The organism is Pseudomonas sp. RT4P38, assembly GCF_054897765.1.
The window spans coordinates 2,155,939-2,171,386 of sequence record NZ_CM142703.1 but is presented as its reverse complement, the minus strand read 5'-3'; the positions used below and the strand labels follow the sequence as shown (position 1 = coordinate 2,171,386).

General features: G+C 50.6%; 15 protein-coding genes and 5 pseudogenes. 10 read left to right on the top strand and 10 right to left on the bottom strand.

What is annotated here, in order from left to right:
• Positions 1-9: 9 nt before the first annotated feature.
• The 3 genes and pseudogenes from tnpC (ACYZT7_RS10095) to ACYZT7_RS10085 all read left to right on the top strand — a co-directional run.
• A complete protein-coding gene (gene tnpC / locus ACYZT7_RS10095; RefSeq protein WP_462040896.1) occupies positions 10-1,554 on the top strand; it encodes an IS66 family transposase in 1,545 nt (514 codons plus the stop codon).
• A 32-nt stretch (positions 1,555-1,586) separates the two neighbouring features.
• A complete protein-coding gene (locus ACYZT7_RS10090; protein ID WP_462040895.1) occupies positions 1,587-2,105 on the top strand; it encodes a tyrosine-type recombinase/integrase in 519 nt (172 codons plus the stop codon).
• 111 nt (positions 2,106-2,216) lie between these two features.
• Positions 2,217-2,426, top strand: a pseudogene (locus ACYZT7_RS10085) (transposase domain-containing protein); the annotation flags it as partial.
• Between the two features lie 85 nt (positions 2,427-2,511).
• Here ACYZT7_RS10085 and ACYZT7_RS10080 read toward each other — a convergent pair.
• The 4 genes and pseudogenes from ACYZT7_RS10080 to ACYZT7_RS10065 form a co-directional block, all read right to left on the bottom strand.
• On the bottom strand, positions 2,512-3,288 hold the full coding sequence (locus ACYZT7_RS10080) for a PIG-L deacetylase family protein (protein WP_462040894.1): 777 nt from the start codon (positions 3,286-3,288) through the stop codon (positions 2,512-2,514).
• 15 nt (positions 3,289-3,303) lie between these two features.
• On the bottom strand, positions 3,304-4,056 hold the full coding sequence (locus ACYZT7_RS10075; RefSeq protein ID WP_462040893.1) for a hypothetical protein: 753 nt from the start codon (positions 4,054-4,056) through the stop codon (positions 3,304-3,306).
• A complete protein-coding gene (locus ACYZT7_RS10070) occupies positions 4,049-4,450 on the bottom strand; it encodes a GtrA family protein (RefSeq protein WP_462040892.1) in 402 nt (133 codons plus the stop codon). The genes ACYZT7_RS10075 and ACYZT7_RS10070 overlap by 8 nt, the downstream gene beginning before the upstream one ends.
• Before the next feature lie 318 nt (positions 4,451-4,768).
• Positions 4,769-5,095, bottom strand: a pseudogene (locus ACYZT7_RS10065) (transposase); the annotation flags it as partial.
• An 85-nt stretch (positions 5,096-5,180) separates the two neighbouring features.
• Here ACYZT7_RS10065 and tnpB (ACYZT7_RS10060) point away from each other — a divergent pair.
• The 5 genes and pseudogenes from tnpB (ACYZT7_RS10060) (at position 5,181) to tnpB (ACYZT7_RS10040) (ending at position 7,237) form a co-directional block, all read left to right on the top strand.
• A complete protein-coding gene (gene tnpB, locus ACYZT7_RS10060; RefSeq protein ID WP_462040891.1) occupies positions 5,181-5,345 on the top strand; it encodes an IS66 family insertion sequence element accessory protein TnpB in 165 nt (54 codons plus the stop codon).
• Positions 5,346-5,350: 5 nt separating this feature from the next.
• Positions 5,351-5,539, top strand: a complete 189-nt coding sequence (gene tnpB / locus ACYZT7_RS10055) for an IS66 family insertion sequence element accessory protein TnpB (protein ID WP_462040890.1) — start codon at positions 5,351-5,353, stop codon at positions 5,537-5,539.
• A 27-nt stretch (positions 5,540-5,566) separates the two neighbouring features.
• Positions 5,567-6,484: pseudogene (tnpC, locus tag ACYZT7_RS10050) on the top strand (IS66 family transposase); the annotation flags it as partial.
• Positions 6,485-6,566: 82 nt separating this feature from the next.
• The gene (gene tnpA / locus ACYZT7_RS10045) at positions 6,567-6,905 is read left to right on the top strand and encodes an IS66-like element accessory protein TnpA (protein ID WP_462041764.1); all 339 of its coding nucleotides are present in this window, start codon (positions 6,567-6,569) and stop codon (positions 6,903-6,905) included.
• The gene (tnpB, locus tag ACYZT7_RS10040) at positions 6,902-7,237 is read left to right on the top strand and encodes an IS66 family insertion sequence element accessory protein TnpB (protein ID WP_462040889.1); all 336 of its coding nucleotides are present in this window, start codon (positions 6,902-6,904) and stop codon (positions 7,235-7,237) included. Before tnpA ends, tnpB (ACYZT7_RS10040) begins: the two co-directional genes overlap by 4 nt.
• Before the next feature lie 170 nt (positions 7,238-7,407).
• Here tnpB (ACYZT7_RS10040) and tnpC (ACYZT7_RS10035) read toward each other — a convergent pair whose 3' ends face one another.
• Both tnpC (ACYZT7_RS10035) and tnpB (ACYZT7_RS10030) read right to left on the bottom strand, forming a co-directional pair.
• Positions 7,408-8,952 (bottom strand): IS66 family transposase, encoded by a 1,545-nt coding sequence (gene tnpC / locus ACYZT7_RS10035; RefSeq protein WP_462040888.1) that lies wholly within the window; start codon positions 8,950-8,952, stop codon positions 7,408-7,410.
• A 17-nt stretch (positions 8,953-8,969) separates the two neighbouring features.
• Positions 8,970-9,326, bottom strand: a complete 357-nt coding sequence (tnpB, locus tag ACYZT7_RS10030) for an IS66 family insertion sequence element accessory protein TnpB (protein ID WP_462040887.1) — start codon at positions 9,324-9,326, stop codon at positions 8,970-8,972.
• A 60-nt stretch (positions 9,327-9,386) separates the two neighbouring features.
• On the opposite strand from tnpB (ACYZT7_RS10030), the pseudogene ACYZT7_RS10025 reads away from it, so the two are divergent.
• A pseudogene (locus tag ACYZT7_RS10025) lies at positions 9,387-9,689 on the top strand (transposase domain-containing protein); the annotation flags it as partial.
• Between the two features lie 562 nt (positions 9,690-10,251).
• Here ACYZT7_RS10025 and ACYZT7_RS10020 read toward each other — a convergent pair.
• Together ACYZT7_RS10020 and ACYZT7_RS10015 are read right to left on the bottom strand one after the other, a co-directional pair.
• Complete coding sequence (locus ACYZT7_RS10020; RefSeq protein ID WP_462040886.1) at positions 10,252-11,067, bottom strand: phytanoyl-CoA dioxygenase family protein; 816 nt, start codon at positions 11,065-11,067, stop codon at positions 10,252-10,254.
• Entirely contained in the window at positions 11,060-11,998 is a 939-nt protein-coding gene (locus ACYZT7_RS10015; protein ID WP_462040885.1) for a glycosyltransferase family 2 protein, read from the bottom strand. The genes ACYZT7_RS10020 and ACYZT7_RS10015 overlap by 8 nt, the downstream gene beginning before the upstream one ends.
• Before the next feature lie 224 nt (positions 11,999-12,222).
• Between ACYZT7_RS10015 and ACYZT7_RS10010 the strand changes: the two genes are divergently transcribed.
• Positions 12,223-12,993 (top strand): class I SAM-dependent methyltransferase, encoded by a 771-nt coding sequence (locus ACYZT7_RS10010; protein WP_462040884.1) that lies wholly within the window; start codon positions 12,223-12,225, stop codon positions 12,991-12,993.
• Positions 12,994-13,180: 187 nt separating this feature from the next.
• Here ACYZT7_RS10010 and ACYZT7_RS10005 read toward each other — a convergent pair.
• Positions 13,181-13,380, bottom strand: a pseudogene (locus ACYZT7_RS10005) (IS3 family transposase); the annotation flags it as partial.
• 51 nt (positions 13,381-13,431) lie between these two features.
• Positions 13,432-15,432 carry an ArnT family glycosyltransferase gene (locus ACYZT7_RS10000; RefSeq protein ID WP_462040883.1) on the bottom strand — a complete coding sequence of 667 codons (2,001 nt, stop codon included), beginning with the start codon at positions 15,430-15,432 and terminating at the stop codon, positions 13,432-13,434.
• Positions 15,433-15,448 lie beyond the last annotated feature (16 nt).

Genomic DNA, 15,448 nt, shown 5'->3' with positions numbered 1-15,448 from the left:
ATCCCCGGCATGAATTTGATACCCGAAGACCTTCCCGATGATCCTGTTTTGCTCAAGCAAATGTTGCTTGAGGCACTCAGTCGTCAGCAAGTAACGGCTGAGGCATACCAGACTCATATCGTCGATTTGAAAGAACAGATCAAGCTGCTGCGCGACCGTTTGTTCGGTCGAAAATCCGAGCAGACGATCGAGCCCAACACGCCGCAACTGGCGTTGTTCAATGAGCCCGAAAGCGAGCCGATGCTTCCAGTCGGCGACGCTGACGAAGAAGTTGTTGCTTCGACGCCACGTCGCGGCAAACGCAAGCCACTGTCGGCTGATCTACCACGCTTCGAAGTGACCCACGAACTGCCCGAGCACGAACTGACCTGCGCTTGCGGCTGCCGCAAACACGTCATCGGTGAAGAAACCAGCGAACAGCTGGAGATCGTGCCGATGCAGATTCGCGTACTCAAACACATACGCAAAGTTTACGGTTGCCGCGGTTGTGAAACCGCGCCGGTCACCGCAGACAAACCCGCTCAGATGATCGAAAAGAGCATGGCCAGCCCCAGCGTATTGGCCATGCTCTTAACCACCAAGTACGTCGATGGCCTGCCGTTGCATCGTTTCGAAACCGTGCTGAGTCGACACGGTGTGGATATTCCAAGACAAACACTGGCGCGCTGGGTCATCCAGTGCAGCGAACACTTCCAGCCTTTGCTGAATTTAATGCGCGACCGATTACTGGAAAGTCCGGTCATCCACTGCGATGAAACAAGAGTCCAAGTATTGAAAGAGCCGGATCGAGACCCAACCAGCCAATCGTGGATGTGGGTGCAGGCCAGCGGGCCGCCGGATCGAAAAGTTGTGCTGTTTGACTACACCTCCAGCCGTGCGCAGGAAGTGCCTCTACGCCTGCTGGAAAGTTATCGCGGCTACGTGATGACCGACGACTACGCGGGTTACAACGCGTTGGCGTTGCAGCCAGGTGTTGAGCGGTTGGCGTGCATGGCGCATGCACGACGTAAGTTTGTCGACGCGCAGAAAGTGCAGCCCAAGGGCAAGAGCGGACGTGCCGATATCGCGCTGACGATGATCAACAAGCTGTATGGAATCGAGCGTGAACTCAAGGACGTCAGCGATGAACAGCGATTTATCGGTAGACAAGAAATGAGCCTGCCGATCTTGGCCCAGCTGAAAAGCTGGCTGGATAAAACACAGTCACAGGTGACGCCACAAAGTGTGTTGGGTAAGGCCGTGAATTATCTGGCGAACAACTGGAGTCGGCTGGAGCGCTACGTGGAGGCTGGGTTTTTACCAATCGACAACAACGCCGCCGAAAGAGCGATAAAGCCTTTTGTTATCGGGCGCAAGGCATGGCTGTTTAGTGACACGCCCAAAGGCGCGGCGGCCAGTGCACAGATCTACAGCTTGGTCGAGACCGCCAAGGTCAACGGCCAGGAACCCTATACGTGGCTGCGCCACGTACTGGAGCGGCTGCCGCAAGCGCAGTCGTTGGAAGACTATGAAGCGCTGTTGCCGTGGAACTGCTCGCCAGAGATGCCACGGTAAACGACTGCCTCATCTTGAGGTAGGTGTAGTTCGTGGATCGGTTACAGTTGATCGGCATCCGCGTGGCTGATGTGACGCTGGAAGCCACGCCCTCGGTGTGCCTGCACGGCAAAGGGCGTAAGCAGCGAACCGTGTCGCTGTGGAAGGAAACGGCCGTCGAGATCCGTCACTGGATGCAGTACGTTGGTTTGCGGGCGGAGCAGCCCCTCGTCCCCAGCCGACGCGGACTGCCGATGACGCGCTCAAGTGTGGCTGAGCGGATTGCCTTGGCTGTCACTGGGGCGATAAAGACGTGCCCCCAGTTGCAGCAACGCAAGGTATCACCACACACGCTGCGTCATTCGACAGCCATGCACCTTTTGCAGGCCGGGGTGGATATCACCGTCATCGCTCTATGGTTGGGCCACGAAAGCCCGGTCACCACTCACGGTTATGTCGAAGCCGATCTGGCCATGAAGGAACATGCGCTTGCCACCATCGGCCCACCCGAAACCAAGCGCACGCGCTATCGTCCGACTGACGCCCTGCTGAAGTTTCTGGAAAGTCTCTGAAATTATGCAACGTCGGCAGTGGTGTGCAGCCAGGCGTACTGCCACCGCCGCCGCATACCCGACATAATTTCCGACTGCGGATAATTGCGATTATGCCAAGCTTAGCATAAGCGCAAGAACTGGCTGTTCAGCGCCCCCCCCAAAGGCGCCACGGCCAGCGCTCAACTTTACAGTTTGGTCGAGACAGCTAAAGCCAACGGTCAAGAGCCCTATGCTTGGCTGCGCCATACACTTGAACGGTTGCCGCGAGCCGCTGCAGTAGAAGACTTCGAAGCCTTACTGCCGTGGAACTGCACGCCGCAAATTCCAAGAGAGCCATAGATCCCCACCTTTAAAATGTGGGCTCATGGTGCTCTTACGTAAGTACAATAAGCGCACTTATTGCAAAGTGGGGATCGTGGTGCGATCACGGTGAATTCATGTGCGATAGCTTTTGATGTAGTTCATCAATAGCATTTTGCATCGTAGGCCAATCGAGAAAGCCACGTCGTTCGTAATAAAGAGGTTGCTGATGCGGAGGCTGCTCCAGACGCTGTCTATTGACATCTTGTAACTGTTGGACACCATGAAATAAATAATGACCGCCCACGAATGGGAATAAACCCAACCAAGTCCGCCATTGAGATGGATAGGACAGACAAAGCCTTATGTATCGAAAACGATTTCGCCAAGCAATAGGCTGTCGTTCAATGGGACCATTTTCTGGAAGTGGTGACAATACGCGAAAAAGTGGACCAATGCAGTTTCTGGCATTGTAAAGTGAATATTGCCGAACGGTGACCGAGGTTGCTCGTGTCATCAGTAACTCCACGGCAATAGCATGCAGTAGGTCATGATCAGGGTGGCCGCCTTCCCAAGCAGGCACAAAACAGGCCTGGAGAGATGAGTGGTCATTAAGAAAACAATCAAGCCAGTCTGTAAATACGCCAACATGCTGATGCAGTTGACCATCAGCAATTGACAGATGGCGGCCGACAAAAAGAATGTCCGTCGTTGCAACACCTAGCTTCTGAAGCACTGCTCGCGACTCACGATCTCGGCGGTTAGAATCAGCAGTGGCAGCGCCATCGGTGATGTATATACAGCGGACCCAGCGACCAGCAACTAACTCATGCTCGATTTGATGGAACACCCCGAACTCGTCATCTTGGTGAGCCATCAGAAATATAGAACTTGGTTTCATGTGCGCACCTCGAAATCACGGTATATCAATTGTGTCGATATTTAGGTACTTGATTTTTTCCAGAAAGGCATTATTTTTTTCCGCCTGTTCGGTAAGGCATTTGTAGCCAAAGCTTCTCGGCTCGAAAAGGAAATTTGGCACCTTGATAAAAAAAACGCCTGGACGATAGGCGGACAACGTGATGACAAGCCCGAAATTGGAAGAGTAAAGCCCATCACTGCCGAGTAGGTTGACCAGGAATGGTTTCTTTCTAGTGAACCATCCACTTGCTGGCCTTGCCAATTTCCATAAGCCACTTTGGTTGATCGGCTTTCTAAAAAAACGCCAAAAAAATGGTACACCCACATACAAGTATAAACTTCCATTAATGGTCCAGCCCAAGCCTTTTTCACGTATCCTTCTAATATTTTTATTGGGGTAGCCACAAACCACATGTATATCTTCCTCAAGGAATGATTTATACAGTCGTTTCCCTAGAATAACCGATGATCCTTTTTGAGTTCCATCGGACATGGTGTCTGTAGAAAGGAAAACAGCGGAGTCCTCGTGGCTTAATCTTAATCCACAATAAGCCGCCACCATGGTGCCGTCTTTGACGCTATAACAAATTCTTGAGTCGTTGAGCAAGTATTTTTGAAAGACACGGGTCGCATTTTTCTCGGCGCCCCCGAAACACCTCTGGAATAAACGAGTCCACTGCGCAATGAGTTCATCGCTATAGCTGTTACGCCTAACGATATGAATGCCATCATCCAATAAGTCACTCATGAGAAGTCTCGTTCCTTTTGAAAATTATAAATTTCGATTGTGCATAACTGATGAGTACAAGGAGTACGTCGGACAGGATTTTGGCGACAACTTCCATCGACGTGATCCACAGCATGGCAGACAGAATCAAGGCTGAAAGTGGAATATTCAGCGCCAAGAGAGTGAAGTAACGCACCGCTTGCTGGGCCCGGCCCTTGGCGTTTATCACCCTAAAAGTGAAGGCCCGGTGTGCGGCGAACGAAAATACCCCAGCTAAAACCTTGCTGATCATATTGGCAAGGAGCAAATCCATTCCGAAAACATTAAACAGCAGAAGGAACACGCTAAGGTCCGCGCAATAGGTTAGCCCCCCGACGAGCAGGTAGCGAGCGAACTGAATTAGACTTCGTTGCATTAAATTCCTGCGGGTGCATATCCGCTTAACAGTAGTACTACAACAGAAGGTCCTTGAAGCTTTGATCCCTTAATAAATCAGCAAACCAACGCACATCAGTCCTCCCCTTTTTTACGGCCGGTTTTGGGGCTTTCCTGTGATCAGAGTATCGCAGATACATCGTAACCAATAAAGCTAAGGAAGAGCTGAATACCAGCAAGGAAAGGCAAGGCTGACCGTATCGTGGTTCCCACAGCTGTGGGAACCGTGGCGATCCGAATAGTCACCGGTGATGGTTTCACCCGTGATCAGCTCTTCTGTCTCGAGTGTCCCAAGCGGTTAATTCAATAACCGATTCTTTATCATCCCTAGCCTTGCTTCGTTTACAGAGCTGATGATTGATTCAGCCGTCTTGTTCCACCGGAAAGGGTGGGCCGTAAGGTGATTTGGGGCTTCAATAAATTGACGAATAGCCGCTTTCAGTTCGGAAACGCAGCTGAAGACACCCCGATGCAGTGCCCGTCTTTCCAGCTGTGTGAACCAGCCTCCCACGGCGTTCAGCCACGAAGTACTGGTTGGCGTGAAGTGCAGCTTGAAACGCAGGTGGTTCCCGAACCATTGCTTGACGGCCGCCGCTTTGTGAGTCGACCTATTTTCCAGGATGACGGTAACCGCTCCACAAACTCCGCATTCAAAGCTGCGATGTGATGCCCGATGCTGTGCTACCGATCTCTTTCAGAAGCCAGCGGCCATGATGCGTCCCGATGCCAAAGTCGAAAAAATGTACCTCTACCCTAAACCCGTAGACTTTCGAAAATCCATCGACGGCTTAGCCGCACTGGTGGAGCTGGATATAAAAGTGGCGGTGTACGATCCGGTGCTTTTGTCTTTCTCAACAAACCCCGCAATCAGGTAAAGATTTTGTATTGGGAACGCAACGGCTTTTGTCTTTGGCTCAAACGCCTTGAATCCGAACGCTTCAAAACGTCGCCCGATCACACCGACGAAGCCATCGTGTTGACGGTCCAGAAGCTGAACTGGCTGCTCGATGGTTTTGATCTGTGGCGCAACCGTCCACATCAGGTTTTGACACCTCGATTTGTCGCCTAATTCGGTATAATCCCCGGCGTGATTTCCATGCCCGACAACCTTCCCGATGACCTGACTGCGCTCAAGCAATTACTGGCTCTGATGCAGTCCAAGGTTGTTCATCTCGAAGAAGAAAATGCGCTGTTCCGTCAGCGTCTCTTCGGGCGAAAATCCGAACAAACAGTCGATCCCAGCGACCCGTAATTGGCTCTTTTTAATGAAGCCGAAAGGGTCGCTGAACCTGCCGCCGAATAGGCGGAGGAAGAAGTCGTCGCTCCGACCAAACGCCGAGGCAAACGCAAGCCTCTGCCCGCCGACTTACCCCGTATCGAAGTCATCCACGAACTGCCCGAGCACGAGCTGACTTGTGCTTGCGGCTGCCGCAAGCATGCCATCGGCGAAGAAACAAGCGAGCAGCTGGAAATCGTGTCGATGCAGATCCGCGTGATCAAACACATCCGCAAGGTCTACGCCTGCCGTGGCTGTGAAACCGCGCCGGTCACCACTGATAAGCCAGCGCAATTGATTGGAAAGAGCATGGCCAGCCCGAGTGTGTTGGCGATGCTGTTGACCACCAAGTATGTCGATGGATTGCCGCTGCATCGTTTCGAGACGGTATTGAGCCGACACGGTATCGATATCCCACGTCAGACCCTTGCACGCTGGGTTATCCAGTGCGATGAGCACTTGCAGCCGCTGCTGAATTTGATGCGCGAGCGCTTACTGGAAAGTCCAGTCATCCACTGTGATGAGTCTCGCGTCCAGGCACTCAAAGAACCGGATCGAGATCCGACCAGCAAGTCCTGGATGTGGGTGCAGGCCAGGGCCCGCCGGATCGAAAAGTCGTGCTGTTTGTTCGACTATACGTCCAGCCGTGCGCAGGAAGTGCCGCTACGAGTGCTGGAAAGTTATCGTGGCTACGTGATGAGCGACGATTACGCAGGTTATAAGTATGCGTCCGGCCAAGTCATCTACCCAGCCCCGCAAAGCCAAGACATGGTGTGCACTTAAATTTAAGTGGGCACCAGTTCTAGCCTTTTAAGCGGGTATTTCATGCAGCCACAACGCCGTTCCTACTCCAAATCCTTCAAAAGCCCAGGTCATTCAAGAGTGTGCCCAGCCCGGCGCTTCGATTGCCAGCGTCGCGCTGAGCCACAGTCTCAACGCGAACCTCGTCCATAAGTGGATTCGGCTACAGTCGCAGAAAAGTGTCGCCCTGCAACCTGCCTTTATCCCGGTGGCATTACCGTCGCCAGCGTCACGATCGGATTTCACCCCGGCCATGATCTGCCTCGAAATCCCACACCCACTCGGCACCGTCAAAGTGAACTGGCCGACCGACAGCGCGGCTGTCTGTGCGACCTTTCTTCGAGACCTGTTGCGATGATCCGCATCGACGCCATCTGGCTCGCCACCGAGCCCATGGACATGCGCGCCGGCACTGAAACCGCTCTGGCGCGTGTGGTCGCCGTGTTCGGTGCGGCGCAGCCGCACTGTGCTTATTTGTTTGCCAACCGCCGCGCCAATCGCATGAAAGTGCTGGTGCACGACGGGTTGGGTATTTGGCTGGCGGCGCGCCGCCTGCATCAAGGCAAGTTCTTCTGGCCCGGTTCTCGACACGGCTCTCAGATGGAATTAGGTGCCGAACAACTGCATGCCCTGGTGCTGGGTTTGCCTTGGCAAAGAGTTGGGCCAAGCGGCGCGATTTCCATCGTGTGACGCCTGCCATGGCCAGCCTGGCCGTGCAATTGTCCGATGAGTCTATCGCCGGTGTAGCCTTGCTCTGGCAAAATCGGCGGCATGACTTCGCTTCCAAACCTCGACCAACTAAACCCTGAACAACTGTAAGCGATCCAAGAACTACACCTACCTCCAGATGAGGCAGTCGTTTACCGTGGCATCTCTGGCGAGCAGTTCCATGGCAGCAAGGCTTCGTAGTCCCCAACCGATTGCGCCTGCGGCAGTCTTTCCAGTACGTGGCGCAGCCACGTATAAGGCTCCTGGCCGTTGACCTTGGCGGTCTCGACCAAACTGTAGATCTGCGCACTGGCGGTGGCACCCTTGGGCGTGTCGCTGAACAGCCATGCCTTGCGCCCGATTACAAACGGCTTTATCGCGCGCTCCGCCGCGTTGTTGTCGATCGGTAAAAAACCGGCCTCCACGTAGCGCTCCAGACGGCTCCAGTTGTTGGCCAAATAATTCACGGCTTTACCCAACACACTTTGCGGCGTCACCTGCGGCTGCGTTTTATCCAGCCAGCTTTTCAACTGCCCCAGGATCGGCAGGCTCTTCTCCTGACGACCGATAAAACGCTGTTCATCGCTGACGTCCTTGAGTTCACGCTCGATTCCATACAGCTTGTTGATCATTGTCAGCGCGATATCGGCACGCCCGGTTTTGCCCTTGGGCTGCACTTTCTGCGCGTCGACAAACTTACGACGCGCATGAGCCATGCACGCCAATCGCTCAACACCGGGCTTCAACGCCAACGCGTTGTAACCCGCGTAATCGTCGATCATCACGTAGCCGCGATAACTTTCCAGCAGGCGTAGAGGCACTTCCTGCGCACGGCTGGTGGTGTAGTCAAACAGCACAACTTTTCGATCCGGCGGCCCGCTGGCCTGCACCCACATCCACGATTGGCTGGTTGGGTCTCGATCCGGCTCTTTCAGTACCTGGACTCTTGTTTTATCGCAGTGGATGACCGGACTTTCCAGTAATCGGTCGCGCATTAAATTCAGCAAAGGCTGGAAGTGTTCGCTGCACTGGATGACCCAGCGCGCCAGTGTTTGTCTTGGAATATCCACACCGTGTCGACTCAGCACGGTTTCGAAACGATGCAACGGCAGGCCATCGACGTACTTGGTGGTTAAGAGCATGGCCAATACGCTGGGGCTGGCCATGCTCTTTTCGATCATCTGAGCGGGTTTGTCTGCGGTGACCGGCGCGGTTTCACAACCGCGGCAACCGTAAACTTTGCGTATGTGTTTGAGTACGCGAATCTGCATCGGCACGATCTCCAGCTGTTCGCTGGTTTCTTCACCGATGACGTGTTTGCGGCAGCCGCAAGCGCAGGTCAGTTCGTGCTCGGGCAGTTCGTGGGTCACTTCGAAGCGTGGCAGATCAGCCGACAGTGGCTTGCGTTTGCCGCGACGTGGCGTCGAAGCAACAACTTCTTCGTCAGCGTCGCCGACTGGAAGCATCGGCTCGCTTTCGGGCTCATTGAACAACGCCAGTTGCGGCGTGTTGGGCTCGATGGTCTGCTCGGATTTTCGACCGAACAAACGGTCGCGCAGCAGCTTGATCTGTTCTTTCAAATCGACGATATGAGTCTGGTATGCCTCAGCCGTTACTTGCTGACGACTGAGTGCCTCAAGCAACATTTGCTTGAGCAAAACAGGATCATCGGGAAGGTCTTCGGGTATCAAATTCATGCCGGGGATTATACCCGTCAGGCGACGAATCTTGGCGTTAAAACCTTATGAGGACGATTGCGCCAGAGATCAAAGCCATCCAGTAACCAGTTCAATTCCTGGACAGTCAGCACGATCGCCTCGTCGACCTCATCAGGGGAAAGTTTGAAACGTTCAGACTCCAGGCGCTTGAGCCAAAGGCAGAAGCCGTTGCGCTCCCAGTACAACACTTTGACGCGGTTGCGGTGATTTAGAAAGACGAAAAGCACGGGGTCGAACACCGCAACTTTGATGTCCAGTTCGACCAATGCAGCCAGGCCGTCGATGGACTTTCGAAAATCTACAGGCTTCGGGTAGAGGTACACTTTTTCAACGCTGGCATTGGGACGCATCATGGTGATGGGCTCCTGATGGAAATCGGGAGCACAGCCTCAGCCATCAGCTATCCGCTTGGAATGTGGAGTTCATGGAGCGGATACGAACAACTGCGCGCTCTGGCGGCGCAGTTGATGCGGCGTGTCGAGAATCTCGATCAGAAAGTCGAGACGATGGGTAAGCAAATCCACCATCACAAAACGGTTAACGAGAAACTGGCCCACGAGATCGCGCAGCTCAAGCGCTTCAAGTTTGCCAAGCGCAGCGAGCAACTGAGCCCGGATCAGGCCAGCCTGCTTGACGACCTGATCGACACTGACATCGCAGCCATCGAAGCCGAACTTGAAGCGCTACAACCCGCTCCCGTTTCGACCGAGGCTCGACTGGCTAAACGATATTAAGATGAGCTGATGAGCGCCCTGACAGCCTCGGCATTGAATGTAAAGAAGGGGCGCAGCCGTGTCGGCTGCAACGGAGATTACGACGGATGAGATTATATCGACACGACACTGGGTGACCAAACTTGCAGAGTCGCCAACTTCAACAAAACGATCAATCTCGCAATCACTGGGCCCGGCGGTTTGGATACCGGCGCCTCGCCAGTCAGCGGTTGGGTGGCGCTGTCGTCGCAGAGTTTTACTGATGGATTTTCGGAAGTCGACGGGTTTGGGGTAGAGATAGACTTTTTCGACTTTTGCGTCGGGACGCATCATGAGGGGCTGGCTCCAGAAAGGAATCGGGAGCACAGCATCGGGGATTAGGTGGTGACTTTGAATGTGGAGTTTATGGAGCGCTTACGTTTTACTGAGTTCAAGATTCCGATGCTTTGAAAAAAATAAAGAGCAAGTGAATTAGAATGATGAAAGGCCGCTAGCCTTTCAGAAAGATTCAGCTCCTTCAAGAGCGATTAGAATCCCTCTTACCACAGTTAAACAGATGTTGATTTTACGTTTTTGGTCTGCCGCTAAGGAACTCTGAAATTGTTTTAGGCTCACTGTATGTAAACCCAAGAAGTCTCTTTATGTCTTCTGATAAATTGCTGGCATCAATATTGGCTGGCAGATTGATTTGTTGCTTGAAAAATGGGATGGTAAAAACGTGATTTAAACCTCTTCGAACAAGGCTTGTTGAGTTAAATCCACCTGCGTGAAAAAGCATGCAATCCAAAATGATGAAATCTCCGGCCATTGCCTCTATTTGAATCGCATTATTATTTATATATTCAGCTGAAGGGAAACTAGTTGACTTGTGCGACGCCGGCAAAACAAATGTGCCGCCATTGTTTTTCGTAAAATCGTCAACGCAAAATATTGCATTTATCGCAATGGGACTGCTAGAAGTGAAGTGCTGATATGGCAAGTCTCTATGCCAAGCCCCCTGGTTATACTGTTTCTTCGGAGGATTTATAATACTATTTTGCTGATTTAAAATGAACTGACCTTGTATTAATCTTCCGACCGTGAATAAAAGCGTTTCATTTGTGGCAATTTTCAGGAAGGACTCTGGCCCATGAGTTAGCGGTGCACGGACAGTGTTGAGTTCGTCAGTAGATGAAAGTTTGTCTAGTCCAAAGGTTTCAATGTACTGGTTGTGGTTTGAGTCAAAATCTTTTTGAAAACTGTTCAGCTCGTCGATGCTAAGTCCGGACGGAATAGTGGCGTACCCCAAAGAGCCAACTTGCTCTACAGCTAAGTCGATGAGATTTTCGGATATTGTTCTTTGCAGAACTCCATAGCTGCTCGTAGGAGTGTTATTAGACATTTTCTCTTCCTGAGTTGTGTATTGCTTTAATTATGGTATATGGGCGTTGTTTTATTTCCATAAAAATCTTTGATATATAAATTCCTTGAATTCCTAAAAACAATATTATCAGGCCAGAAAAAAGCCAGATGGAGGCGACTATTGAAGTGTAGCCACTAGGGATTGTGGAGTGTGATAGGAATTGAATTATTAATAAGAGAATGAAGCACGTGGCGGTTGCGGAGATTATAAGTCCCGAGTAAAAGGTGAAGACTAAAGGGGAACTGCTGAACGATGTTACGGCGTTAACTAAGTGACTGATTTTCCTTCGAAGCGAATATGTTGTTGGGCTGGTGTTGTGTTTCGTCACTTCGATGCCTGATTGTTTGAATCCAGTAATGACCCAGATGCCGCCGATATTTAGTTCGCGCTCTTTGTGCATTAGCAAGGCATTAACATAACGTCGCGACATCAGTCTTGCAGTAACTATGTTGTCTGGTTGATCTATGCCCGTCAGAGTTCTGAATAGCCGATAAAATAAAAATCCTGATAACCTTTCAAATCGCCCTCCTTTTCGAGTGCTTTGTGTTCCGTATACAACATCCAAGTTGTCGCTGTTGTTTATTGTCTCAGCAAAGGAGGCTAGCCATTCTGGATCTTCCTCTAAGTCACTATCAATTAAAAAAACCTGTTCGCCAGTTGCGTATGATAGACCGGTCATCATAGCCTTGTGATGACCGAAGTTTCGCGACAGATCTATTACTGTTACGTGTTTATCTGTTTTTGATATTTCTATCGCGATGTTCACGCTGTTGTCAGGAGAACCGTCATTTACGAAAATTATTTCGTAACTTTTCCCAGCATAAGTCTCTGCTGTCCACTTTGATCTTCTATAAAACTCATCAATATATTTTTCTGATTGGTATAAAGTGGATACTATTGATAGCTTCATCTTAATGGCATTCTCAGAATCGTAAAAACAACTTGGCCGTAGAGCATCGACAAAGTATACCGATATTGGCGTGGTGAGTCATAGCCTCGCTAAAAATTTGCTTGATTGACCCAGGACGATTGATTCCGCAAGATTTTAGGGGTGCTCCGCACGTTACTCCGACAAGTCAAGATGGACTAGATCAGCAAGTGATGAGAAGCTTAGCGCCCACAAAGGAGGTCCCCATGGACGTTTTGCCACCTGGTACGATACTGCAACTGATGTACCTCAAAGAGCGGATTTCTGGACTGAAACCAGGCAGATTTGTCGAGATCGGTGCCGGTTCTGGGCACATATCTCATCTTCTGCTGTCATTAGGGTGGTGTGGAAAGGCTTTTGATTTGTCACTGACAACAGCCGAAACGCTGCGTAATCGTTTCGCTGGCCAGATCGCCAATGGTAGTTACGATGTTGTCGTGGGAGATTGGCTGTCTGCGCCAACTGAGCCTTGTGATCTCGTGATTTCATGCATGGTCATGGAGCATTTTGATGACGAGGGGCAGCGTGCTTTTATATCGCATGGGCGGAATTGCCTGACTATCGATGGAACTATGATCTCTATTGTCCCAGGTTCTACTGCCCATTGGGGAATCGAAGACGAAATCGCCGGCCACTATCGTCGATATAATCGGGATACCGCGACAAGCGCTTTCGGTCAAGAAGGCATGAACATGGTCCACATTGCCGGGCTCACTTATCCAGTGTCCAATATATTGTTCCCCTTGTCGAACTTCATTGTGAAACGCAGCGAGTCTAAGAAGCTATCTCTCAGCATGATCGATCGGACGAAGCAATCGGGTATCCGCGGCGTTCCCATGAAGACTACTTTCCCTAAAGCTCTCGGCTTGCTTTTGAACGAAAAAGTGATGTTTCCGCTGCATATTATTCAGAAAGCTTTCGGAAAATCTGACAAGGCAATGGTCTTGTACTGCGAGACCAAGCGCACCGAAATCTAACACGGCCAACCATATCCCCGCCTTGTGCTTTTTTTCTGGAGAGAGTAATGACAGTAGCCGACAGAGACCGCGATATCCTCGCCCGCACGCTCTGAGGGAAAGCCTCGTGGTGAAAACTTGGCGGGGCAGCGCCGCGGCTTCGACCATCTGCAACCCCGTCAACGATAGCAAGGTCAAGTCGCGGTGGCTGAAAAAAGCTCTCGGCTACAGCGTTGTCATGGCAGTTACCTCCGCGACTCATGCTGCAGCCAGGTTGTTCGTCTTCAGAAAACTGCGCCAATCGAGTTTGCTGTACTCGCTGTCTTGGTCGGAGTGAATCATCACCTGCTGTTTTGGTTTGCGCCACCAACCAGCCATCAAGAACGCATTAATGGCTAAATCTGACGGTACTTGGTGGGAGGAAGAGCACCACGAGTTACTGGTCCTTCCCCCTAATGTCTACTTTCCCTCCGTAAAAAGACCCACGTCAATAATTGCAGCATCGATCGCGCTGTCGCGCTCTACATAGATATCTACTACACGACCATCGTGAACAACGCTCTCGGGTAATACCAAGCGATGCCAAAGTACGGATCGCTGATTCAGTGAGGTTTCAAGCAGCTGCTGACCGTCAATCTCGACTCGATACTTAAAGGTTGACACCACTGGTGATTCCCACAAGAAAGGAAACCGTCCTTCACTCATGAAGAAGGATATGACTTTGGTATCTGCTGACAAAGGGATCCGCATACCAGCACACTTGACGCCTGGCGGGGTCGAAAGCCTGACCCGCTTATAGTTTTTTTCGAGTATATATTTGTTTGAATCGCAATCCTTGCTGCCCTCTCGGGCTGGAGCAAGAGCTAACGCTTTAAGAGAGGGGCCGGGGCGTACGTGTTTTGCTATGTTCAGCAGAGCTAGAACTGCCAAAAAAATAACAAAGATCAGCGCACAGCCCGAGAGCACTTTCAACGCCATCGACCGACGATTATCATAAGCACTAGTCACCCGAGAGCGCTCAAAAAAACTCAGCCCCATAAAAAGAGCAAGTACCGGGGCAACGAGGATACTGTATCGCGGCTGAGACTCTCCCACTCCCAAAACAACAAGGGAAAACATCGCAAACCAAATAACAGCTACAAACCCAGGACCATTAAGTGTCGTGGTCAGCACAACCCAAAGTGACACCAGCAAATAAACGGCCATTAAACTTGCAAGCCAAGGGAAAAAACCGGAGTCAAAATAAACAGTACTTTCTTTTACTGTATATACAGTATCAGGATTGAAGCCGGGAAAGGGAAACGAGGAAAGCCCATAATAACCGGACCCGTTAAATAAACTGGCTGCCTTTTGGTATAAATAACCAGGCCACTCTGAGAAGCCATAAACAACCTCTAAATAGAGCTTTTCCAAGGCAGCCGAAGCACGAGCTTCTGGAGGGATAGAGAACCAAAAGTGCTCTCCCCATGGATAATTATTCCCAAAGTCCTGGGACGAAGAAAAATCGATCGAAGATAACGCTTTTAAAAACTGAAGTGGATCAGCTATACCAGGAGGAGTTACCAGGGAAAGGCCATATCCTATTGCGCCGTAAATAACTACAAACCCCAGAAAACACCCAGCGTAAATAAAGCTTTTTCTAATCACCGCATGATATAACGCCCACAAAAAAAACACGAGAATCAAAATAGGCCCAAGTGTTCGAAGAAGATTTGCGGAAAAAGTTATCAGCGCTATGCCACACAACAATAAGAATGATCTTGGGTTTACTAATAACCTTGGCAGTAAACAAAGAAACGACACAATGAAAAGCACTGCTGCATTATCGGTAGTAGCGATAGTCGAAGTAAACCACCACTCCGGATAGAAAAGCACGCATAGACTGGATATTGTAGCGACCTTTGCACCGTAGAATGACCGAACTCCAAAGTACCATACAATAGATGTCACTATGTGCAGAGCGGCATTAAACAATTTTAATTCAAAATAGCTATCACCTCCTACCCAAGAAAAAAGTGATGTATAGAGTAACGATCGAGACCAATAAATGAGGTTCTCGTGCAGATATTTGGATTGGCAGTTTTCCAACCACTGCAAAGTATCAGAACTTATAGCAGTTCCACACTTATAGTAGACGCCAAAATCGCTGTTTTGAACTGTATCAAAAAACAACACCCACCCTACTACAGCAAACGCTCCAAGCAAGACTACTAATTTACCAAGCCTATCCCAAACTCGGTCCGCAATATGAAATTTTGCCAAACAATGGTGACACAGCAAGGTGCCAGTCACCAAAAGCATGACAGTCAACTTAAGTAACGGAGGAACGCTCTGGGCAACGGCATAAGTGTATATCCCCAACACCAGGATAATACTTACCCAACTTCGCAAAAAAATTTCCAATAGAGAGACAAAAATCCCCCCTGGCGCCCGTAACGCATCAATATGTATAATCTTCAATTTTTGGTCTGCCAGA

What these genes read in the sequence shown, in the direction of transcription:
- tnpC (WP_462040896.1), top strand. Translation starts at nt 10, where the DNA reads ATGAATTTGATACCCGAAGACCTTCCCGATGATCCTGTTTTGCTCAAG.
- ACYZT7_RS10080 (WP_462040894.1), bottom strand. Translation starts at nt 3,288, where the DNA reads ATGAAACCAAGTTCTATATTTCTGATGGCTCACCAAGATGACGAGTTC.
- ACYZT7_RS10075 (WP_462040893.1), bottom strand. Translation starts at nt 4,056, where the DNA reads ATGAGTGACTTATTGGATGATGGCATTCATATCGTTAGGCGTAACAGC.
- ACYZT7_RS10070 (WP_462040892.1), bottom strand. Translation starts at nt 4,450, where the DNA reads ATGCAACGAAGTCTAATTCAGTTCGCTCGCTACCTGCTCGTCGGGGGG.
- tnpB (WP_462040891.1), top strand. Translation starts at nt 5,181, where the DNA reads ATGATGCGTCCCGATGCCAAAGTCGAAAAAATGTACCTCTACCCTAAA.
- tnpB (WP_462040889.1), top strand. Translation starts at nt 6,902, where the DNA reads ATGATCCGCATCGACGCCATCTGGCTCGCCACCGAGCCCATGGACATG.
- tnpC (WP_462040888.1), bottom strand. Translation starts at nt 8,952, where the DNA reads ATGAATTTGATACCCGAAGACCTTCCCGATGATCCTGTTTTGCTCAAG.
- tnpB (WP_462040887.1), bottom strand. Translation starts at nt 9,326, where the DNA reads ATGATGCGTCCCAATGCCAGCGTTGAAAAAGTGTACCTCTACCCGAAG.
- ACYZT7_RS10020 (WP_462040886.1), bottom strand. Translation starts at nt 11,067, where the DNA reads ATGTCTAATAACACTCCTACGAGCAGCTATGGAGTTCTGCAAAGAACA.
- ACYZT7_RS10015 (WP_462040885.1), bottom strand. Translation starts at nt 11,998, where the DNA reads ATGAAGCTATCAATAGTATCCACTTTATACCAATCAGAAAAATATATT.
- ACYZT7_RS10010 (WP_462040884.1), top strand. Translation starts at nt 12,223, where the DNA reads ATGGACGTTTTGCCACCTGGTACGATACTGCAACTGATGTACCTCAAA.